This is a genomic window from Rahnella perminowiae (assembly GCF_019049695.1).
Lineage (GTDB): Bacteria > Pseudomonadota > Gammaproteobacteria > Enterobacterales > Enterobacteriaceae > Rahnella > Rahnella perminowiae.
Genome location: NZ_JAFMOT010000175.1, coordinates 59,041 through 78,214 on the forward strand (window position 1 = coordinate 59,041; position 19,174 = coordinate 78,214).

22 protein-coding genes are annotated in these 19,174 nt (G+C 52.1%); 11 read left to right on the forward strand and 11 right to left on the reverse strand.

Annotated elements, in window-relative coordinates; all coding sequences use genetic code 11:
• The first annotated feature begins 136 nt into the window (after nucleotides 1-136).
• Both J1781_RS12175 and J1781_RS12180 read left to right on the forward strand, forming a co-directional pair.
• Complete coding sequence (locus J1781_RS12175; RefSeq protein ID WP_100936155.1) at nucleotides 137-766, forward strand: recombinase family protein; 630 nt, start codon at nucleotides 137-139, stop codon at nucleotides 764-766.
• A 228-nt stretch (nucleotides 767-994) separates the two neighbouring features.
• Nucleotides 995-1,543, forward strand: coding sequence for a GNAT family N-acetyltransferase (locus J1781_RS12180; protein ID WP_112151352.1), 549 nt, complete (start codon nucleotides 995-997; stop codon nucleotides 1,541-1,543).
• A 94-nt stretch (nucleotides 1,544-1,637) separates the two neighbouring features.
• Here the strand turns inward: J1781_RS12180 and J1781_RS12185 are convergent, their stop codons facing one another.
• Nucleotides 1,638-2,531, reverse strand: a complete 894-nt coding sequence (locus tag J1781_RS12185; RefSeq protein ID WP_112152621.1) for a LysR family transcriptional regulator — start codon at nucleotides 2,529-2,531, stop codon at nucleotides 1,638-1,640.
• On the opposite strand from J1781_RS12185, the gene J1781_RS12190 reads away from it, so the two are divergent.
• Nucleotides 2,530-3,822, forward strand: coding sequence for an alpha/beta fold hydrolase (locus J1781_RS12190; protein ID WP_112152620.1), 1,293 nt, complete (start codon nucleotides 2,530-2,532; stop codon nucleotides 3,820-3,822). The two genes, J1781_RS12185 and J1781_RS12190, sit on opposite strands and share 2 nt — an antisense overlap.
• Before the next feature lie 209 nt (nucleotides 3,823-4,031).
• Nucleotides 4,032-4,634 (forward strand): site-specific integrase, encoded by a 603-nt coding sequence (locus J1781_RS12195; protein WP_217147027.1) that lies wholly within the window; start codon nucleotides 4,032-4,034, stop codon nucleotides 4,632-4,634.
• Nucleotides 4,635-4,740: 106 nt separating this feature from the next.
• Here J1781_RS12195 and J1781_RS12200 read toward each other — a convergent pair whose 3' ends face one another.
• From J1781_RS12200 to J1781_RS12210, 3 genes are read right to left on the reverse strand one after another with little or no spacing between them, the layout of a single operon-like run.
• The gene (locus J1781_RS12200; RefSeq protein ID WP_216377396.1) at nucleotides 4,741-5,601 is read right to left on the reverse strand and encodes an SMP-30/gluconolactonase/LRE family protein; all 861 of its coding nucleotides are present in this window, start codon (nucleotides 5,599-5,601) and stop codon (nucleotides 4,741-4,743) included.
• Nucleotides 5,602-5,658: 57 nt separating this feature from the next.
• Nucleotides 5,659-6,132, reverse strand: coding sequence for a DMT family transporter (locus tag J1781_RS12205; protein WP_004958554.1), 474 nt, complete (start codon nucleotides 6,130-6,132; stop codon nucleotides 5,659-5,661).
• Between the two features lie 14 nt (nucleotides 6,133-6,146).
• On the reverse strand, nucleotides 6,147-7,544 hold the full coding sequence (locus J1781_RS12210) for an amidohydrolase family protein (protein WP_039991723.1): 1,398 nt from the start codon (nucleotides 7,542-7,544) through the stop codon (nucleotides 6,147-6,149).
• A gap of 130 nt (nucleotides 7,545-7,674) precedes the next feature.
• On the opposite strand from J1781_RS12210, the gene J1781_RS12215 reads away from it, so the two are divergent.
• Nucleotides 7,675-8,592: a LysR family transcriptional regulator gene (locus tag J1781_RS12215; protein WP_217233659.1), complete on the forward strand. Its 918-nt coding sequence runs from the start codon at nucleotides 7,675-7,677 to the stop codon at nucleotides 8,590-8,592.
• Between the two features lie 93 nt (nucleotides 8,593-8,685).
• Here J1781_RS12215 and J1781_RS12220 read toward each other — a convergent pair whose 3' ends face one another.
• A complete protein-coding gene (locus tag J1781_RS12220) occupies nucleotides 8,686-9,876 on the reverse strand; it encodes an MFS transporter (RefSeq protein ID WP_119261557.1) in 1,191 nt (396 codons plus the stop codon).
• A gap of 87 nt (nucleotides 9,877-9,963) precedes the next feature.
• Between J1781_RS12220 and J1781_RS12225 the strand changes: the two genes are divergently transcribed.
• On the forward strand, nucleotides 9,964-10,758 hold the full coding sequence (locus J1781_RS12225) for an AraC family transcriptional regulator (protein WP_187510456.1): 795 nt from the start codon (nucleotides 9,964-9,966) through the stop codon (nucleotides 10,756-10,758).
• 67 nt (nucleotides 10,759-10,825) lie between these two features.
• Here the strand turns inward: J1781_RS12225 and J1781_RS12230 are convergent, their stop codons facing one another.
• A complete protein-coding gene (locus tag J1781_RS12230; protein ID WP_217216315.1) occupies nucleotides 10,826-11,245 on the reverse strand; it encodes a hypothetical protein in 420 nt (139 codons plus the stop codon).
• A 169-nt stretch (nucleotides 11,246-11,414) separates the two neighbouring features.
• Nucleotides 11,415-12,161 (reverse strand): SDR family NAD(P)-dependent oxidoreductase, encoded by a 747-nt coding sequence (locus tag J1781_RS12235; protein ID WP_217147240.1) that lies wholly within the window; start codon nucleotides 12,159-12,161, stop codon nucleotides 11,415-11,417.
• A gap of 117 nt (nucleotides 12,162-12,278) precedes the next feature.
• Between J1781_RS12235 and J1781_RS12240 the strand changes: the two genes are divergently transcribed.
• Both J1781_RS12240 and J1781_RS12245 read left to right on the forward strand, forming a co-directional pair.
• Entirely contained in the window at nucleotides 12,279-12,893 is a 615-nt protein-coding gene (locus J1781_RS12240; protein ID WP_217147243.1) for a TetR/AcrR family transcriptional regulator, read from the forward strand.
• A gap of 16 nt (nucleotides 12,894-12,909) precedes the next feature.
• Nucleotides 12,910-13,299, forward strand: a complete 390-nt coding sequence (locus tag J1781_RS12245) for a VOC family protein (protein ID WP_217147239.1) — start codon at nucleotides 12,910-12,912, stop codon at nucleotides 13,297-13,299.
• A 140-nt stretch (nucleotides 13,300-13,439) separates the two neighbouring features.
• Here J1781_RS12245 and J1781_RS12250 read toward each other — a convergent pair whose 3' ends face one another.
• Nucleotides 13,440-14,390: an AraC family transcriptional regulator gene (locus J1781_RS12250; protein WP_217147242.1), complete on the reverse strand. Its 951-nt coding sequence runs from the start codon at nucleotides 14,388-14,390 to the stop codon at nucleotides 13,440-13,442.
• A 96-nt stretch (nucleotides 14,391-14,486) separates the two neighbouring features.
• Between J1781_RS12250 and J1781_RS12255 the strand changes: the two genes are divergently transcribed.
• Genes J1781_RS12255 through J1781_RS12265 form a run of 3 tightly spaced genes read left to right on the forward strand, consistent with a single transcriptional unit; the run spans nucleotide 14,487 to nucleotide 16,632 of the window.
• On the forward strand, nucleotides 14,487-15,230 hold the full coding sequence (locus J1781_RS12255) for an SDR family NAD(P)-dependent oxidoreductase (RefSeq protein WP_217147238.1): 744 nt from the start codon (nucleotides 14,487-14,489) through the stop codon (nucleotides 15,228-15,230).
• Between the two features lie 17 nt (nucleotides 15,231-15,247).
• Nucleotides 15,248-15,652, forward strand: coding sequence for a VOC family protein (locus tag J1781_RS12260; RefSeq protein WP_217147237.1), 405 nt, complete (start codon nucleotides 15,248-15,250; stop codon nucleotides 15,650-15,652).
• A complete protein-coding gene (locus J1781_RS12265; protein ID WP_217147236.1) occupies nucleotides 15,649-16,632 on the forward strand; it encodes a saccharopine dehydrogenase family protein in 984 nt (327 codons plus the stop codon). Before J1781_RS12260 ends, J1781_RS12265 begins: the two co-directional genes overlap by 4 nt.
• A gap of 248 nt (nucleotides 16,633-16,880) precedes the next feature.
• On the opposite strand, the gene J1781_RS12270 is transcribed toward J1781_RS12265, so the two are convergent.
• The 3 genes from J1781_RS12270 to J1781_RS12280 form a co-directional block, all read right to left on the reverse strand.
• On the reverse strand, nucleotides 16,881-17,603 hold the full coding sequence (locus J1781_RS12270) for an SDR family oxidoreductase (RefSeq protein WP_217147235.1): 723 nt from the start codon (nucleotides 17,601-17,603) through the stop codon (nucleotides 16,881-16,883).
• Nucleotides 17,604-17,608: 5 nt separating this feature from the next.
• A complete protein-coding gene (locus J1781_RS12275; RefSeq protein WP_217147234.1) occupies nucleotides 17,609-18,100 on the reverse strand; it encodes a nuclear transport factor 2 family protein in 492 nt (163 codons plus the stop codon).
• A gap of 208 nt (nucleotides 18,101-18,308) precedes the next feature.
• Nucleotides 18,309-19,055, reverse strand: a complete 747-nt coding sequence (locus J1781_RS12280) for an SDR family NAD(P)-dependent oxidoreductase (RefSeq protein WP_217147233.1) — start codon at nucleotides 19,053-19,055, stop codon at nucleotides 18,309-18,311.
• Nucleotides 19,056-19,174: the final 119 nt, after the last annotated feature.

A 19,174-nucleotide genomic window follows, 5' to 3' on the forward strand; every position in this document is an offset into this window, starting at 1 on the left:
AATTTTTAACAAAAATGGTATCGCATAAGGGTACACCCTTACGCCATAATCAAAACGTGACGTAATACAATGAATGACATAACCTATATGCGACAGATTAAATGCAATAACCTAAATGCGATAATGCGGTGAAAAAATGTTCATCAGAGCTTATTTAAGGGCATCGACGGAAGATCAGTTTGCCGATCGGGCAAAAGAGATGCTGGAGCAGTTCGTCCAGGAACGGGGGCATAAAATAGCCAGTTACTACCGGGAGAACATCAGCGGGACAAAACTTGACCGTCCGGAACTGGGTCGCTTACTGATGGACAGTCACCACAATGATATTTTACTGGTCGAGCAGATAGACCGCCTGACCCGTCTGAGCAACAGCGACTGGATGACGCTGAAAAAGCAGATAGAACAACACGAGCTGCGTATTGTCAGCCTGGATGTGCCCACCTCATGGCAGGCTTTGTCGGATAAAGACCCTTCGCAGGCTGACCCAATCACCCGCGCCGTGATAACAGCCATCAATAACATGCTTATCGACCTGATGGCCGCGATGTCGCATAAGGACTGGCTGAGCCGCCGCCTGCGTCAAAAGCAGGGAATTGAACGGGCACATACACTGGGGAAATACCGGGGTAAACAGGCCGATCAGGAGCGACATCAGAAAGTCTTGTACTACAGACAGGTAAAGAAACTGAGTATCCAGGAAACGGCTGATGCTACGGGCTACAGCGCGTCACAGGTTTGCCGGATACAAGCGCTTCATAAAACCTAAAAAGCTGAAATAACCGTATTTATTTGCAGTCATGGCGTAATAGTTAACTCCCTGTGACTAGCAGCCTGACACATCATCTATGTAAGTAAAGTCCGCTGTGTGCCAATAGCGGACATTACTAACATCGCGTTGCATTAAAAATTAGGGAGCACGTCAAAATGAATTACATTAAGTATTGGACTAACAGAAAATAGTAATGGACCTTTTAATCAGTAAGGAAAATAGCGCATGCTGATACCCACGCTAAAAACAGATCGTTTGCTATTAAAGCCATTAGTTTCCAAAGATGCACTCCAGATTCAGAAGCTCTATCCGCGCTGGGAAATTGTGCGTTATATGGTGTCATCAGTTCCCTGGCCCTTTCCTGACAATGGTGCAGCGCATTACGTGAATAATGTCGCGCTGCCTGCTATGGCAAAAGGCCATGCCTGGGTTTGGACCATACGGCACCGGGATAACCCTGACAATTTGATAGGCGTTATCTGCCTGGACGAAGCGGAAGATAATAATCGTGGTTTCTGGTTGGTACCTGAGTATCAGGGGCAGGGATTAATGAGGGAAGCAAGTATTGCGGTTACAAATTACTGGTTTAATACTTTGAACAAGCCTGTTTTGCGAGCCCCAAAAGCGGCCGAAAATATACGTTCTCAGCACATTTCAGCCAGTAGCGGTATGCGACTAATCAAAACGGAAAAGAAACAGTTTGTCAGCGGGCTTCTGGACTCAGAATTGTGGGAGATTACTCGTGATGAGTGGAATGCCCTTCACTCAAGCTAATGGGATACAATGTCCACTTTTCGCTCTCAGCAGACCTTCAGCGTCAGGTGTTTGTCTGCTGCGTGCCAACAGCAGACGTTACTTCTTGCATATTTCAATTTTCTTCTCCCCACAGCGGTGTATCTCCTAACGCTTTAGCAATAAAATCAACAAAGCTGCGAACCTTGAAAGGAATACGGATCGCGCTGGGATAAACAGCCTGAATAGTAAGTTCAGTCGTCCGGTATGCTGGCAGCAGCTTTATCAGCTTGCCCTGCTTAATATGCTCGCCAAAAACAAAGTTGGGCCCGTAAGCAATGCCTGTTCCGGCCAGTACAGATTCAAGAAGCAACTGAATGTTATTGGCAGTCATACGGCATGGGCCTTCAATACTGTGCGGCCTGCCTTGTGCATCATAAATCGTCCAGTCTCCCGCTGAAACCGCCTGGCTGAACGCCAGTCGAGGCGCACGGGAAAGATCATCCGGCGTCTCTGGTGTGCCATGTTTTTTCAAATACTCCGGTGAGGCGCACAAAACCATCCTGCAAGGTGCCAGCCGCCGCGTAACCAGTGTCGGATCCTCAAGACGCCCAACTCGGATGGCAACATCGATTCGATTTTCGAGTAGATCGGCGTATTTATCCTCCAGTACAACGTCCAGACTGACCTCCGGAAATTGCTCCAGATAGCGTGATACGATCCTACCAAGATGCATTGCACCGAAGGCGACCGGTGCTGCAACGCGAAGCAACCCCTTCGGTGTTTTCTGAACATCACTGGCTTCCCGGTTCGCATCCTCAAGAACCTCAAGAATAACTTTGCAACGTTCATAATACCGCTCACCGGCATCCGTCAGGCTAAGACGGCGTGTTGAACGCTGAAGAAGTCGTACATTTAGATCAGATTCTATAGCGCTGACATGCTTTCCTGCCATTGCAGCCGAAAGCTTAAAACGTCTCGCGGCGGCGGCGAAACTGCCTTCATCCACTGCCGCGATAAAAATCTGCATGCTGGTGAACCTGTCCATTACTTACCACCATTCGATAATCAGAGTATCGGCTGTCGACACAATTACGCTGATTATCATCACTCATGACAGCAATTACCATTACCTTAATTACATGAAGAGGCATGAGACGATGAAAATTAAGGTGAATGGAACGGGTATCCACATTGAGCAACAGGGCAGCGGTGAAATTGCACTGGTATTTTTGCATTATTATGGCGGTTCATCCCGTACCTGGGAGAGCGTGATAAGTCAGTTACCTGACCACTACCGCACAGTTGCAATCGACCACCGGGGCTGGGGGGGCTCAGACGCACCTAAATCAGGATACCGAATTGGTGACCTTGCTCGGGATGCCGAAGGGGTTATTTCAGCGCTTGAGCTTAAACGCTACATTCTTGTTGGCCATTCGATGGGGGGAAAAGTTGCCCAACTGATGGCGTCGCGTCGGCCTGCAGGTCTTGAAGGCCTGATGCTTATCGCTCCCTCTCCACCTTCACCTATGCGTCTCACGCCTGAGCAGCGCGATACGTTATCCAGCGCATATAACAGCCGCGAATCTGTCGGCTTTGTGATTGATAATGTCCTGACAGCGGGGGCACTAAGTTCTGCTCTGCGTGAACAGGTAATCGAGGACAGTTTGAGGGCCTCATCCGAGGCCAAAGAAGGCTGGCCTAATACGGCTATCGGCGAAGACATTACCCAGGAAGTGGCCTCAATTAATGTCCCTGTGACGGTCATTTCAGGGGAGTTGGATCGTGTAGACCTTCCGGCTACTCTGCAAAGAGAATTGCTGCCCCTTATTTCACATGCATCAATGTATATCATTCCAGACGTCGGACATCTCTTGCCTCTGGAGGCCCCTACAGAGGTCGCCAGCCACCTGTTAAAATTTACAGCCGCCATTGAAGGGGGGACAGCAGTCTACCATTCGCCTGTCGAAACGATAGCCGCGTTTGATGATGCTTTCAATGCAGGCAGGGTTGATGACCTGCTGGCTCTGTTCAGTAACCGTGCCACTATGAAAATGACTGATGGTGTGGTCATCGAAAGCGATCCTGAAAAGCTTCGGGACACTTTTTTGTCACTGACATCATCCCAGCCAGTTATCAGAAACCATATCCGCTCGATCCTCTCCGCCGGTGAAATGGCTCTGCTTATTATTGACTGGACTTTGACCATAACCACTAAGGATAGAACACTGCACGAAGAGTCCGGTACAGCAACGCAGGTGTTGTTGCGAAGCGTTGACGGAGGTTGGCGGCTGCTGATTTCAAATCCATCAGGAACGTAGTGAGTTCAGTAAGAATAGCTTGCGCTAGCAATATCGCGTGGCTGCAGAGAGGTAAGTGACATCCGCCACCACCCGCATGCCGTTTTAAGGCATGCGGTAATAACGATGAGCGCAAGATTGCTGTTATGTCTTGCTGCTTTCGGAGCGCCTGCTTTTCGCTCATGAGGGACAATCATACTTAAATCTCCTACATTGCAGGAGGTTTGGGCATGAACACGTCACCGTGGAACAAAAATCGTATCATCGGACAAAAAAGACCGCTTCAGATATCTCATATCTGGGGGATTCGAATCAGACTTGAACTGGAAGGAAAAACACGCGATCTAGCCCTGTTCAACATGGCTTTAGACAGTAAACTTCGGGGTTGTGATTTGGTAAAACTCAAAGTATCAGATGTTGCATATGGCAGTTCTGTTGCGAGCAGAGCAACGGTGTTACAACAGAAAACCGGTAGCCCCGTCCAATTTGAGATAACCAAAGGGACAAGAGAAGCAGTTGCAGCGCTAATAAAGCGGGGCAATCTGCACAGTAAAGACTACTTGTTCCAATCTCGGGTCGGTTCCTGCCAACACATTTCAACCCGGCAATACAACCGTATTTTTCATGGATGGGTAGAAAAGCTTGATCTCGAAGATTCGCTGTACAGCACACATTCCATGAGAAGAACAAAACCTTACCTGATATACAAGAAGACCAAGAATCTCCGGGTGATCCAACTTCTGTTGGGTCATAAGAAACTAGAAAGCACAGTGCGTTATCTGGGCATTGAAGTCGATGATACGTTAGAGATCTCTGAGTCGATTGAAGTCTAAAGTCGATTGAAGTCTAAGGTTGTCAGGGCTGCAACAGCAGCCCTGTGCCAGAAGCGGACGTTTTCTTTGAGCCAGAACTGCCAAATTTCTATCAGTATCAAAACCATTAAACTGTGTGTGCCGCAAAGCGGTTTTCAGGTAATCCGGGACTGAGATCAGATTTAGCTTTGAGCAATGCACCGTCATATTCAGACAGCGCAGTGAGTCCCACTGTAGCCGTGGTGCAATAGAGACGGGTAAAACCCTCACCGGCGAGTGTCGGACAGGTGCTCTGGATTCCAGGTGACGTCAGAATAACGTCTGTGGTCCCATCCGGGCGGTAACGGACAACACGGTTCCCCCCCCATTCAGCATTCCATAGATAGCCCATCTCATCCACGCAGGAGCCGTCAGGCGCGCCGCTGCCTTCGCTTTCGGCGAACACGCGCTGGTTCTGCAGCGAGGGGTAATCACAGCACATTATCCGACCCTGCATCGAGTCACAGTAATAGAGCGTGCCGCCATCGGGGCTGAAACAGATGCTGTTCGGTATAGCGACATCGGGCAGTGCAAGCATCTCAACAGTCAGCGTTGCCGCGTTGAGTCGATGAAACTTACCGATGGCTTTAACGGGATAACCGTCATCCATCGTCCCGAAGACAAAATTACCGGCACGGTCACATCGTCCATCACCTATGCGGGTGCCGGTGCCTCCCGGTGAAGCGGCCACTGGGGTAATTAACCCGCTGTTGAGATCATAGAAAGCCAGCCTTGACGCGAATCCCATCAGCAGAATGTGACTTTGTTCAGTCAGTGCAAAGGAGCCGAGGCGTTCAGGCAGCGACCAGCGCATCACAGCATCATTGCCTTCTTCTATGGCGAGCAGTTCACTGGCTTCAATGTCAGTCCAGTAGAGCCTGCGGGTTCTTTCACACCACAGCGGGCACTCTCCGAGCGTATTCCTGACCTCAGCTGCAATTGAAAACATGATAATCCTCCGGATATAAAAGGTCGTACTGCACGAGGGCAAAAGTGGATAACGCAGTTACTGCAGAAAACGTGCAGAGAGCCGATCGCCGAAAAGCATGACGGCAAGTCCGATCAGCATGACAACCATTCCCCCCAGCCTGAGTAACGAAACCGGACGCCGCACAGCGCCCAGCAAGCCAAAATGGTCAATCATCTGCGAGGAAAGTAACTGTCCGACAATCGCCAGCCCGAGCAGAGCTGAAAACCCGATTTTCGGCGCAAGCACGACATAGCTGAACAGGGCACATGCGCCTATCATTCCGCCCGCCAGACTCCAGAGGGGTTGCGACGGGATCGCCGCTAGCGATGTCATCAACCCACCCCGCAGCAGCGCGTAAATCCCCAGACTGAACGCGCCCGCCGTAAATGAAAACAGCGCCGCAGTGACCGGGTCGCCGCCCAGTCCCTTTGCCAGCTGGCTGTTCAGGGTCGTCTGCAGGGTGATCCCCAGACCTGCGGCAAAAGCGATTACGTAATAGATCATGCCCATGCTTTTCACCCTGGTCAGTCGGCCTGCACCAGCGGCAGGAAGGTGTCAGCAAAAATGTCAGGCTGGTAGCCAGAGGCTGCAAAAAGGTGCTCACGCGACTCATCAATCGCCGCACGTAGTCGCGCGCTGTCTACGCCCAGCACCTTACCGTTCTGTTTAACGATGCGTCCGCCGATCATGACGGTGTCGATGTTGCTGCGCTCGGCGGCATGAACCACCGTGCCAAAGGCATTGCCGGACGGGTAAAGATTGAGATCACTGACGCTAATCAGCACCAGGTCGGCTTGTTTGCCTGGCGTCAGGCTGCCCACTTTGTCCTGCAGCCCTGCACAGGCAGCGCCATCAAGAGTCGCGGCTTTAAGGAGTTGCGCCGCCGGAAGCGTTTTCAGCGCATGTTCAGAATCGCAGCACTGCTGCTGATGCATGCCCATCACGCGCTGCAGGTAAAAGGCGACGCGCATCTCCATAAACATATCGGTGCTGTACGACGTTTCATTGTCTACGCTCAGGCCAGGGTTGATGCCATGACGCTGCGCGGCCTCAATGGCGAACATCCCGCTTTCGATGCCATAGTGCGAATCTGAGCGCGGGCAGACATTCACCCGGACACCGGCCTCCCGTAGAATTTTCCATCCCCGGTCGGGCAGCGCCGTGCAGTGATTGAAAATATTGTCCGGACCCAGCAGCCCTTGCTGATGCAGCGACTCAAGTTCAGACCCCATCTCAGCGCCAAAGAACTCAGTGACAATCGACAGTCCCAGCCTGCGGGCCTCGGCCCACAACTCCGGCTCCAGCTGGGCCATGACGGCGAGAGAGACCAGGCTTTCAGGGTTGTCGGTGAAATACTTATCCTGCAGACGCTGCCAGTTTCCCGGCCAGTGGGCTTTATCCCATTCGCCAGCTACCGGTGCGCCGGAAGCATGAATGGCACGAATGCCGGTATCAAGCAGGGCCTCCACGGCGGCATCGGAATGCGCTGCGGTTCGGCTGTTGTGCGAGTTATCGATCATCATGGTGATGCCCGCGTCAATAGCGCCCAGCGCCGTCAGCAGGTTGCCAACATAGATATCGGCAGGACGGTAATATTTAGCGAAGGAGAAGTGCGTGGCGTTGCTGTAGTCGTCCAGGCAGGTGGCGTTTGGGTTAATGCGGCGCAGCTGTCCTTCCCATGCGTGACGATGAGAATCGACCATTCCCGGCATGGCGATCATGTTGGTGGCATCAATGACATGCGCACCCTGCACATCAAGGTTCTGGCCCACGGCGGTAATCGTTGAGCCGTTGATGAGAATATCGCCGCGCTCAATGTTACCGACGTTCCCGTCCATGCTCAGTATCGTCGCGCCACGAATCAACGTAGCCCGTGAAGTGACATTCTGATTGTTAACAATATTTCGGATGTAGTCGGTCATTAAACCTGCCTCTTTCCTGATTAATGGGGAAACGATACGCCACGTCATTAGCCTAAAAAAGATGCTTAAAACGTTTTCATAATTCATAATTCGCGAATAATCAGACTCACTTTTACCCAGGAGCAGGACGATGGATCGGATTCAGGCTATGCAGGTCTTTATAAGAGTTGCTGAAGCCGGAAGCTTTGTGCGCGCGGCAGAGACACTGTCACTGCCAGCTTCCACCGTCACCAGCACGATTAAAAATCTGGAGAGATACCTGCAGGTGCGTCTGCTTAACCGGACGACGAGGCGGGTCAGACTCACTCCTGAAGGCCTGCAGTATCTTGCGCAGTGCCGGGAAATCCTTTCACTGATTGAACACACGGAATCCAGCCTGATCGATTCCGTCAGACGGCCCCAGGGGCGACTGCGGATAGATATGCCCGGTGGGATCGCCCATTTTATCGTCATGCCGAATCTGAAAGATTTTTACCGGCTCTATCCGGATATTTATCTGATGATTGGCGTCAGCGACCGGCAGGTTGATCTTGTTCAGGAAGGTGTGGATTGCGTCATCAGAACCGGGGAATTAACCGACTCCACGCTGGTTGCCCGTCCCCTTGGCCGGTTTCGCTGGGTGACCTGTGCCTCGCCGGACTATCTCAGGGAGTACGGTATCCCTGAGACGCCTGAAGCGTTGTCGCAGCATAGGGCAATCCATTACTTTTCCGGTTCGGGAAGACGGACCAATGAACTGCGTTTTACGCGTGGCACTGAGATGCTTTCCGTTCCGGTAGAAGGGGACGCAGCCGTTAACGAAACGGGACTCTATATCAGACTCTGTCTTGAGGGTTTTGGGCTGGCGCAGCTTGCTGAGAATGTGATTTCGGAGAATCTGCGGCAAGGCAAACTGGTCGAGGTTCTGGCGGACTGGCAGCCACCTTCCGTGCCGGTGACGATGCTCTATCCGCATCAGCGTTTTCTCTCTCCCGCCGTGCGTGCTTTTGCTGACTGGGTCGGCGAACTTTTCAACGATGTCGCAGGTGAGAAACGGCCTTCCCGGTAAGAGATGGTCTTGAGAGCAAGAGTACGCTTCAGAACGATAATGGACAGCATCCACAGCAGAGGAACCGATCGTTCCCCTGTGGTGCCAGCCAATTCAGCCCGTCTGCTGTACAGGTTCCAGATGCGCATTTCGTCCGGCAGCCATTCCGGTGCAGGCACCTGCGACCGCGATTGCTGCGGTCATCAGTAATGGCAATGTCCAGCCTCCGGACAACTCCTGTACTTTGCCCAGCAGCAGCGGACCCATCGCCGCCATCAGATAACCGACGCTCTGCGCCATGCCTGACAGCGCGGCGGCGTCACCGGCATTTTTGGTACGAAGTCCGATGAAGGTCAGGCCCAGCATCATACTGGCACCCGAGCTGAAGCCGAGAAGAGCAGCCCACAGCATCGCCAGATTCGGCAGGTACATGATGCCGATAAAGGACGCAGCGGTTAACAGGCTGACGCCGGCAGCGGCTGCTTTCTGATCGTTGAGGCGACGCAGCGTGGCGGCCAGAATCAGGCCGGGAATGGCGGTGGTCAGCTGAAGAATGCCGTGTACTTCACCGGCCTGGGCTGAGGAGAGTCCACTGTCCGTTAGAATGGCGGGCAGCCAGCCGACAGCAACATAAAACGGCATCGCATTCAGGCCCATAAACAAGGTGACCTGCCATGCCAGAGGCGAGCGCCAGACCGCGACGGTCGCCGTTGTTTTCTCACCCGCTGCTGGCAACTGATGCTTCATCTTTAACTGGGGCAACCATAAAAGCAACGCAAGCAGCGGTGCAATAACCAACATGGCTAACGCGATGTTCCAGCCCCAGTTCTGCGTCAGAGGAATGACAACGGCTGAACCAATAGCACCAGCCGCGCCCATGGTGATGGAATATGCCCCCGTCACGGAAGCCACGTTGCCAGAAAAGTCGCGTTTGATAAGGCCAGGCAACAGGACATTGCCGAGGGCAATCCCGATACCTATCAATATGGTTCCGCCATAAAGCGCCCAGACACTGCCTGTGGAGCGAAGCAGGATGCCCGCTGAAATCACGGCCAGGGCACCAAAAAGGGTGCGTTCAAGACCGTACTTGTGTGAGATGGATGCGCTCAGCGGTGAAAAGGCGGCAAATGCCAGTAAAGGCAGCGAGTTAAGCAACCCAACGGCAGTAATACTTAGCCCAAAATCATGGCGAATAGACTCTAAAACGGGTGCGATAGCGGTAAAAGGAACACGCAGGTTGATAGCTATAAAAAGGATGCCGGTCACAAGTATGATTGAAGACCACTTGTTCGTAGTGTGGGACATAAATTTTGCTTTCTCTGGTAAAAAGAAAGACTTTAAAGGACGCATGAGTTACAGAATATAGATAACCTGACAACATATAACTAAATCATGCCACTTAATAAAAAACCGGTGACCTCACCGGATGAGTTTAATTCCGATGCTTTCAGTCAGGCTGCTATCGCGCTGCATGTATCATCGTCAGGCGAGTATGCAGGTCAGAGTCCGCACGCTCACCGTAAGGGACAACTTATTATCTCTTTGCGCGGTGCAGTGAGCTGTGAGGTTGAGGATGCGCTGTGGCTTGTTCCACCCGGACATGCTGTCTGGGTTCCGGGTGAAATCCCCCACAGTTGCCGGGTCACGAAGAATGCAGATACCTGCTTTCTGTTTATCGAACCCGGCGCGGCAGCGATGCCGGAAATCTGTTGTACCCTGGCGATTACTTCTCTGGTCCGCGAGCTTGTTCTGTATCTGGCAGAACAGGGACAGGCTTATTCTCCTGACAGTAAAACTGCCAGGCTCGCAGCGGTGCTGCTGGAGCATATTCCGGATGTGCCGGTTGAAGCGCTCCATCTTCCCGTATCCGATCATCCTAAAATCCGGAATATGGCGGAGGCACTTTTTAATGAGCCTGATGATCGGCGAACGTTAAAGCAGTGGGCTGCACATCTGGTCACCAGCGAACGATCGCTGGCCAGGCTGATAAAAGAGGCGACAGGAATGAGCTTTGGTCGCTGGCGTCAGCAACTGCATTTGATGATTGCCCTGAGCCATCTGGCTGAAGGTCAGTCCGTGCAGCGCGTAGCCGGAACGCTGGGATATGATTCGGTCAGCGCATTTATTACGATGTTCAGAAAAGCGCTGGGTAAATCACCGACGCAATATTTTTCGTCTCTAAACTAATGCAAAACAACACAAACCGAATTTTTATAAAGAACCCCAGCGTCCGCTGTTCACTCAAAACTGCCTGTCATTCCTGCTTAAAAAACAGGCTTAACGTAGGATATTTTCCGTTTTCCAAGCGGACCCTATCCAGGCATTGCTCAAGTTGCCCAGCCAGCAGGGGAAAATCCATGAGGCTGTATAGTCGAGGCCATTTGATCAATTTTCGGTAGCGCAGTTGCTCCGACTCGATGCGCAAGTCATCATTTGGGCGCCACTGAATGTTGAACAGCTTGTCATGACGCGATAGGTCGACCAACCAGTTTCCGTTAGATGGGATGCGCAAATCCAGTTTCAGGCTTTCAGGCCGCAAGTTGTTGCGCTTGTAAAACCAGTGCTCAGGCGGTTCGTTGGTTAGGTCGACGGAACACCCGCTATATGACACCTCGGCAACACCGAACCTTGCAAACCATTCGGCGACTTCGGGGTGGGTAGAATGGTCGAACATATTTTGCATGCTCCTTAGAAAGCGTCATTTAGCACAAGAGCTTATCGCTCATAGCAGCCCAATAAAATCCTTTTGGGCTGCTCTGTGCCAGAAGCGGACATCTGCGCTCCGCACCAACGCAAACGGTGGGCCGAAGTGCTTTTGTGTAAAATGAACTTACCGCCCTCTTTCAGCTCTGAGAGGCGCCCCCATCAGCGAACAGCTCTATACCATTCACATAACTTGAGGCATCACTGGCCAGGAATGAAACAACAGAAGCTATTTCTTCCGGCTCTCCGATACGTCCCAGCGGACTTTTAGCGGTGAGGAAGGCGATCCCTTCTTCGGCATTATCGCCGAATGCGGCTCTGAGCGACGCTGTATTCACAGGGCCCGGGCTGACGATATTTATGCGTATACCCGAACCGCGCAGCTCTGTAATCCAGCTTCTCACCATGTTTCTGACTGCGGCTTTGGTCGCACCATAAATACTCATGGTGGGTCCCGGGTCTGCTGAAGCCGTCGAACCAATGATAACCACGCTTGAACCCTTTCCAAGCAGGGGCAACGCCTGCTGAACAGTCAGAACAACGCCTTTAACATTTGTGGCAAACTGGTCGTTGATTTGTTTTTCAGTTATTTCACCAAGCGGGGCATGAACCCCACCGCCGGCATTAGCGACAAGAATATCAATGTGTCCGAATTCCGCTTTAACCTGTTCATAAAGCGCATCAAGACTAACCTTACTGCTGACGTCAGCAACAATACCTTTAACATTTTTCCCCAGAGCCTTTACCGCCTCCTGAAGGGTTTCTGCATTCCGGCCAGTGATAATGACATCTGCGCCATCATCACTCATGCTTTTCGCTATAGCCAGACCAATGCCGCTTCCGCCACCGGTGATAACGGTGACCTTACTCTTAAATGACTGATTCATATATGTACCATTTTTAAGTTTGTAGTGCTCACTATATACATACTCATGCGGGCTGTCATCACCTGAATATAGCGATCACTACAAGAAAGCTTTAAGATGATAGCTTACATATTTGTGATGCAAGGGATAAAACATATGAGCGATAGTGAAAAACAAAAGGCGCCCAGGCGGATATTTGACAGGGCGTCCGGCGTGCAGACGGCTAAAGCGCTGTTTCATCAGCGTGGTTATGATGCTGTAGGTATTACGGAACTGACAAAGAAGCTCAATATAAACCCTCCCAGCCTTTACGCCGCTTACGGTAGTAAATCAGGGCTGTTTGAACGCTGTCTGAATCTGTACGTAGCAGAGGGAAATCTTCCGGCTGACAAAATTTTGACACAGGGCAGGCCGCTGGATGAGGCAGTTTCAGATCTCTTTATGACTGCTGCGCGGCTATATGTCCGCTCTCCGGCGCAGCGAGGTTGTCTTGTGGCTGAAGGTATGCGTGCCGACGATCCGCAGGCCCGTGAGCTGGCAAGTCGCTATGGTGAGGCTGGGATTCAGTTCATCAGAAGTTATATCCGGCAGTGTGAACCTTCACGGGACCGCGAGCTTTCTGATTTTGTCGTGACAACGCTGCGGGGCTTTTCCGCAGCCGCAGTAACGGGACTGTCAAAAGCCAGGTTAACTGCCGTGGCTCAGATGGCCGGTCAGGCATTCAGCGCACTCGTGACGCCAATTAATGTTTAACCCGGAGATAAAAGTCATGTCTGTTATCGACCATGTTGAAATTGCAGTAAAAAATGCGCAGGTATCGCTTAAATTTTTTGAAGCAGCCCTCGCTCCTCTGGGGTTCAGGCTGATTATTTCTGTGCCTCCGGAGCGGACTTTAACAGGCGGTGCCCGGTACGGGCTGGGCCCGGAGGGATATCCGAGGATCTGGCTTCATGATAAAGACATAGCAGGGGCTTCAACACATCTGGCTTTTGCTGCCAGTGAACGGGCTTCAGTCGACGCATTCTGGCGTGCCGCTCTACAGGCGGGGGGTGAAGACAATGGCGCACCGGGAATTCGCAACCATTACCACTCTCAATATTACGCGGCTTATGTCCTGGATCCTGACGGTAATAACATCGAAGCCGTCTGTCAGAAATGATGAGTAATACTGCCGGTCGTGACTTTACGAAAATGAACCACGTCTGAGTTACTGCCTGTTGGGTTTGCCTGGCTGCCAGTCACTGAATAAAACATCGAAAGATGAGTTATTCAGTGACTGGCAGCAAATGTACTGTCGCATTAATCATGGTGATTCAGAGCGCTTTCTGCATTTTCATCCTTGTTCCGGAGGCTTGCAGCATCTTTTAAAGGAGAGCGGCCAAAGAAACGGGCGTACTCACGATTAAACTGGGGCACGCTGCGATAACCCACCTCCATGGCAACAGACGTGACGCTTTGCTGCCGCACCAGCAGCCGAGTTCTGGCATTAAGAAGGCGGACGCGCTTCTGATACTGAACCGGGCTCATGTTTGTCACGGCCTTAAAATGACGATGAAAGGCCGATACGCTCATAGCTTCCTGTCCGGCCAGTGATTCGACCACAAATTCATCAGCAAAATTATGTCTTATCCAGCGTATCGCATTACCAATTCGCGCCAGCATAGTTCCCGGTGAAGCAATATCCCTCAGCATCCAGCCGTGTGGGCCTTTCAGAACATGATAAAGAATCTCACGTTCATACACCGGCCCGAGAGCGGGGATATCTTCAGGCGTGTTCATCAGGCGAAGCATTCTCACCCAGGCATCCAGCAGTTCGGGCGTGACGGCAGCCACGGAAAAAGCACCCGACTGTGAATCGGCCTTCACGGGAGGTAAATCAGCCAGCAGCGTCGCAATCCGTTCGGGCGTCAGGGTCAGGCTGACCGCGAGATACGGCTCACCGGTGGCCTCAGGGTGGACTGCGCCTACGGCTGGCAGGTCTACTGACATGACAAAGTAAGAAGCAGGATTGTAATTAAACACCCGGTCTCCCACCGTCATGGATTTACTGCCACGCAGTATGAGATTAACCATCGGCTCATAAACCGCAGCCAGCGCATGTGGGGGAACGTCACCTTGCACCATTGCCACACGGGGGATACCGGTTTCGGTTCGCCAGTTTCGGGCATGAGCGGCCAGGAGACGCAGCTCGTCAAGCAGGGGTTCCAGTGTCAAAGTCGGCCTCCTCAGTAGGGTGAATAAAGCGAGCATAAAGCAGAAAAAGGCAAGAATCGAGCAGGAACGCAGAGGCTGACCGCTCCGGGGTACTTTATCCTTTTTCATATCGCAGGAAGAAAGGATGAAATCATGAAAATTGTACTGATTACCGGCGGCAGTGGCGGGATCGGCGCCAGCGTGGCGCAGCAGTGCGCGGCTAAAGGGATGGGAGTTATTGTGACTTATAAACGCCACCCTGAAGCTGCCCTGAGGGTTGTGAAGGAAATTGAAGCGTCAGGCGGTCGTGCCGTTGCGCTGCATCTGGATGTGGCTCGTACCGAAACCTTCGGCACTTTCCGCGACGCCTTACTGGACATAGTCAGTGTCACCTGGGAACGTGAGCAGATTGACGTGCTGGTAAACAACGCCGGGTTTGGGCTCTTCAACCCGATTGAAACGGTGACGGAGAGTGAGTTCGACACTCTTTTTGCCGTACACCTGAAGGGCCCTTTTTTCCTGACCCAAAAGCTGCTGCCTCTGATTTGTGATGGAGGACACATCATCAACGTTACCAGCGCCACCACGCGCGTGGCTACGGCAGGTGTTGCGCCCTACGCTGCCTTTAAAGGCGGCCTTGAAGTACTGACCCGCTATATGGCCAAAGAGTTCGGGCCGCGGCGCATCCGGGCAAACGCAGTCTCTCCGGGTGCAATCCGTACGTCGCTTGGCGGAGGGCTGAATGATGAAATTGAGGCGCTACTCGCCTCACAGACCGCGCTGGAACGCGTGGGGGAGCCGGATGATGTCGGCCGGGTTATCGCAGGCCTGGTCTCTGATGACAGCGTCTGGATCAACGCACAATCCATCGAGGTCGCCGGCGGCTACCAAATCTGAATCCTTCCGGAGGTTTTATGCTCGATCATCTGTTTTTAACGGTCAGCGATACAGACCGTTCTGTCCGTTTCTATACGGAAGCGCTTGCCCCTCTCGGCATCACGGTTCGTCATGATTATGACGGAAAAGAGGGGCCGCCCGGCCACCCGGATTTGAAAGGGTTCGGTGCTGAGGGCCGGATCTTTTTCTGGCTACGCGAAGGAACTGTTGCACCAGCTGCTGTACATGTCGGGTTTGTCGCGCGAAATCAGACAATGGTGAATGAAGCCTATGCTTCAGCCATGCGTGCCGGCGCGTCTGACAATGGTGCACCCGGTGTCCGGCTTCACTACGATCCCCGTTACTACGCCGCTGGCGTTTTCGACCCCGATGGCTACAGCTTGGAATTTGTTTATAAAGAATGGCAGCACCCTCAACCATGAAAACATTACTGATTTATGGCGCCACCGGTTACACGGGACGCATGACCGCCGCGCAGGCTAAAAGTGCCGGCCTGAATATTATTATTGCCGGCAGAAACAGGCAGCGGCTGGCCGCACTTGCCTGTGAACTTGACGTCAGTATGCGGGTATTCGGCCTGGAGGACGCTGCTGAAACCGCGCTGCAGCTGGCAGGCATCGGCGCTGTGCTGAACTGCGCCGGGCCGTTTGCTGCTACGGCAGAACCACTGATGAAAGCCTGTATAGACCAGGGTATTCATTACCTTGATATCACAGCGGAAATTAACGTTTACCGGCTGGCTGAGTCACTGGGAGAAAGAGCGGCGCGGGCCGGGAGTATGCTATTGCCGGGCGTGGGCTGGGACGTGGTGCCTACCGACTGCCTGGCCGTTCGCCTTGCACGACATGTACCGGAATCACGACGGTTGCGTATAGCATTACAGGTGGCCGGAACGATGTCCCGGGGGTCTGCCGTCAGCGCAGGCGAAATAATCGCAGCCGGCCTGCTGGTACGTGTTAACGGTATTCTGATGACGAAAGAGGATGCACAGCCCGGCTGGTTTGATTTTGGCGACGGTCCCGTTGCCTGTGCGCCGCTTTCCTTTGGCGATCTGGTAACAGCATGGCATTCAACCGGTATTCCGGATATTGAGATGTTTGTGCATGTCACAGGGGATGCCTTTCCGCAGGGGGATTTGTCCATGCTTCCTGAAGGGCCCGGGCAGGATGAACGCGATGCAAATCGCGCACGCGCAGTTGCTGAAGTTACCGGGGCTGACGGGAAGACCCACCGGGCTGTGATCGGGACGGTTAACGGATATTCCTATACGCCGCTTGCGGCCACAGAAGCTGCCAGACGAGTTCTGAACGGTGACAGTTTCCCCGGCTTTCAGACGCCGGCGATCGTTTTTGGTAGTGAGTTTGCGCTGAGTATTCCGGGTACATGGCTCCAGCTCTCCTGACTCTGTTAATAAGCTGCCCCGGGCAGCAATGAGCTGACCGGGGTCCCGCATTACATCACTACATTATTTATGTTCCGATATGGCTTGCCGTTCTGGCACTGATGACTGACTGGTATAAAAAGTCAAATCCACTGCGTACCGCAGTAGATAATGATGGGACGTCGGGCTGACAGTTTGTCGGCTTAGTCAGTAGCTTGTCTGTTTTCCCGACATCCCGGTTATTGTATCAGGCGAACGGACATCCCCTGTTACCAGGGCTGGCGTCCGTGACTGCCGAAGAAACCACCTGTAGGTCCGTCCGGTCCCGTTAACGCCATTTTTATTGCCGTTGCAGCCCCTTCATCCGGTGTCAGAAAGCCGGTGTTGGCATTTAAATCGGTTCGTACATGGCCGGGTTCAACAGCGTTCACTTTGATCCCAAAGGGTTCAAGTTCCTTTGCGAATGAAACCGTAACGGCATTCAGGGCGACCTTCGAAGAGGTATAATCAAGGAGATTAACGCTTGAATATATCGAAGTTGGATCGGTAATCAGCGTCAGAGAACCCACGCCGCTGCTCATCATTACGATCCGGGCCTCTCCAGAAGCTTTGAGCAGGGACAGAAAGGCCTGCGTCACGCGTACCGGGCCGAAGAGATTGACTTCATAAACCGCTTTCATGTCTTTAATACTAACCTGGCTCGGAGGTGTGATGGTGTCACTGAGAATGCCCGCATTATTAACAAGAACGTCGAGAGAACCCAGTTCATGCGCAAGTACTGCAGCCGCGTTCTGCACGCTCGCTTCATCTGCAACATCCAGTTCCAGTAGCCTGACGTCAAGACCTTCCTGGCGCAGGATGGCAACTGCTTCTTCACCACGACTGCGATCGCGCGCACCCATCCAGACTGACATACCCGTTCTTGCAAGGCCTCTGACTATAGCAAAGCCAATCCCTTTATTGCTCCCGGTAACAAGCGCGGTCTTTTTCATCTTTACTACACCCCCTCAGTCTGTGAACTGTCGATGGGCGTGCCTACGTGAAACTGAAGTTCGCCCATCAGCCGGGGAACAACGTTGCGCGACGTAAAACGCCACTGACCGTCATGTTTTTCAAAACTGTCGTAATACCGCCCTGTACATATAGGCTGCAAAGGAAACCCCTCCAGTTCCTGATGCACAGTGAAATAGCTGACGCAAGTGGCTGAACTACCGGATGGCGATACATCTACCAGCACATTAGAAACGTTATGCCACGTACGGGGAGTTCCGTCCTTATGGCGCTGAACGCCGCGGTTAAAAAACTGCTCGACCTCTTCACTACCATGTGCCGTATCACTGAGAACAATAAATTCAGCATGTTTAAATAACTCGGCATTCTCTGCAAACTTTCCGTCATCCAGGTTGTGGACGTAGGAAGCAAGTAACCGCTGAATTTTTAATTCATCGAAATAACGTTGTTCATTTTCTGCGTGAACTGAATTAACCATAATTTATTCTCTTCATATCAGGAGGGAAATAGATCCGCCACGCATATACCAGGCGAATCACGTTAAATAATGCCACTGAAAATCAGCGCAACAGGTACACTTCCGGCACGAAGCATCTGTGCCGGATCACATCGAGCCAGTAGGGCCGGTTCCCCTTGAAGGTAGAACTGTTATGATGCCCAAAACCTTAGTTCTTCAGTAACAATGTTCAGATCTGAGATGCGCCGCCATCGGCAAAAATTTCCGCGCCGTTGATATAACTGGCATCATCACTGGCAAGGAAAACAACAGCTTTTGCTATTTCGTCTGTCTGGCCGATGCGACCAATCGGACTGCGGTCACGCAAATACTGCAGGATGGCGTCAACGGGTTCGGGAAGGAAATCGTGTAAGGATTGAGTATCCACCGGTCCGGGGCTGAGAATATTAATGCGAACGCCAGCACCTTTTATGTCCAGAATCCAGCTGCGTACCATTGCGCGTAAAGCAGCCTTGGTGCCTCCATAAACACTGAGGCCCTGACCGGGATTAATGGAGGCCGTTGAACCTGTAATTACAATGCTGCTGCCTGGTTTCATCAGTGGTAATGCTTTCTGAACGGTAAACGTGATACCCCTGACGTTCGTTGTGAACTGACGATCGAACTTCTCCGGGGTTATCTGCCCGAGGGGTTCAAATTCGCCCATTCCGGCATTTGCTATCAGGATGTCGATGCGACCAACCCGGGACAATATTTGCTGATAAAAATCATCTAGTTCCGATAGACTGGATACATCCACCTGAAACTGACTCGCATCCGGTCCAAGAGTACTGAGTGCAGATTCAAGTTTATTCCTGTCCCGCCCGGTAATAATCACGGTTGCACCGAGTGCTGCTAATTCCTGTGCGATACCAAGACCGATACCGGATGATGCGCCGGTCACAACCGCGATTTTGTTCTGAAATGAGTGAGTCACTGTGTATTCTCCTGCTTGTTGTGGGTTATGTATATAGTGATCACTACATATAAAGTTAAAGTATCACAAGTGAAAATTAAACTTAATTTAACAAGTCTTTCCATATCAATAAGATAAAT

What these genes read in the sequence shown, in the direction of transcription:
- J1781_RS12245 (WP_217147239.1), top strand. Translation starts at nt 12,910, where the DNA reads ATGTCTGTTATCGACCATGTTGAAATTGCAGTAAAAAATGCGCAGGTA.
- J1781_RS12255 (WP_217147238.1), top strand. Translation starts at nt 14,487, where the DNA reads ATGAAAATTGTACTGATTACCGGCGGCAGTGGCGGGATCGGCGCCAGC.
- J1781_RS12190 (WP_112152620.1), top strand. Translation starts at nt 2,530, where the DNA reads ATGCTGGTGAACCTGTCCATTACTTACCACCATTCGATAATCAGAGTA.
- J1781_RS12200 (WP_216377396.1), bottom strand. Translation starts at nt 5,601, where the DNA reads ATGTTTTCAATTGCAGCTGAGGTCAGGAATACGCTCGGAGAGTGCCCG.
- J1781_RS12240 (WP_217147243.1), top strand. Translation starts at nt 12,279, where the DNA reads ATGCAAGGGATAAAACATATGAGCGATAGTGAAAAACAAAAGGCGCCC.
- J1781_RS12195 (WP_217147027.1), top strand. Translation starts at nt 4,032, where the DNA reads ATGAACACGTCACCGTGGAACAAAAATCGTATCATCGGACAAAAAAGA.
- J1781_RS12270 (WP_217147235.1), bottom strand. Translation starts at nt 17,603, where the DNA reads ATGAAAAAGACCGCGCTTGTTACCGGGAGCAATAAAGGGATTGGCTTT.
- J1781_RS12225 (WP_187510456.1), top strand. Translation starts at nt 9,964, where the DNA reads ATGCCACTTAATAAAAAACCGGTGACCTCACCGGATGAGTTTAATTCC.
- J1781_RS12175 (WP_100936155.1), top strand. Translation starts at nt 137, where the DNA reads ATGTTCATCAGAGCTTATTTAAGGGCATCGACGGAAGATCAGTTTGCC.
- J1781_RS12215 (WP_217233659.1), top strand. Translation starts at nt 7,675, where the DNA reads ATGGATCGGATTCAGGCTATGCAGGTCTTTATAAGAGTTGCTGAAGCC.
- J1781_RS12205 (WP_004958554.1), bottom strand. Translation starts at nt 6,132, where the DNA reads ATGGGCATGATCTATTACGTAATCGCTTTTGCCGCAGGTCTGGGGATC.
- J1781_RS12235 (WP_217147240.1), bottom strand. Translation starts at nt 12,161, where the DNA reads ATGAATCAGTCATTTAAGAGTAAGGTCACCGTTATCACCGGTGGCGGA.
- J1781_RS12220 (WP_119261557.1), bottom strand. Translation starts at nt 9,876, where the DNA reads ATGTCCCACACTACGAACAAGTGGTCTTCAATCATACTTGTGACCGGC.
- J1781_RS12265 (WP_217147236.1), top strand. Translation starts at nt 15,649, where the DNA reads ATGAAAACATTACTGATTTATGGCGCCACCGGTTACACGGGACGCATG.
- J1781_RS12250 (WP_217147242.1), bottom strand. Translation starts at nt 14,390, where the DNA reads ATGCTCGCTTTATTCACCCTACTGAGGAGGCCGACTTTGACACTGGAA.
- J1781_RS12260 (WP_217147237.1), top strand. Translation starts at nt 15,248, where the DNA reads ATGCTCGATCATCTGTTTTTAACGGTCAGCGATACAGACCGTTCTGTC.
- J1781_RS12180 (WP_112151352.1), top strand. Translation starts at nt 995, where the DNA reads ATGCTGATACCCACGCTAAAAACAGATCGTTTGCTATTAAAGCCATTA.
- J1781_RS12185 (WP_112152621.1), bottom strand. Translation starts at nt 2,531, where the DNA reads ATGCAGATTTTTATCGCGGCAGTGGATGAAGGCAGTTTCGCCGCCGCC.
- J1781_RS12210 (WP_039991723.1), bottom strand. Translation starts at nt 7,544, where the DNA reads ATGACCGACTACATCCGAAATATTGTTAACAATCAGAATGTCACTTCA.
- J1781_RS12230 (WP_217216315.1), bottom strand. Translation starts at nt 11,245, where the DNA reads ATGTTCGACCATTCTACCCACCCCGAAGTCGCCGAATGGTTTGCAAGG.
- J1781_RS12275 (WP_217147234.1), bottom strand. Translation starts at nt 18,100, where the DNA reads ATGGTTAATTCAGTTCACGCAGAAAATGAACAACGTTATTTCGATGAA.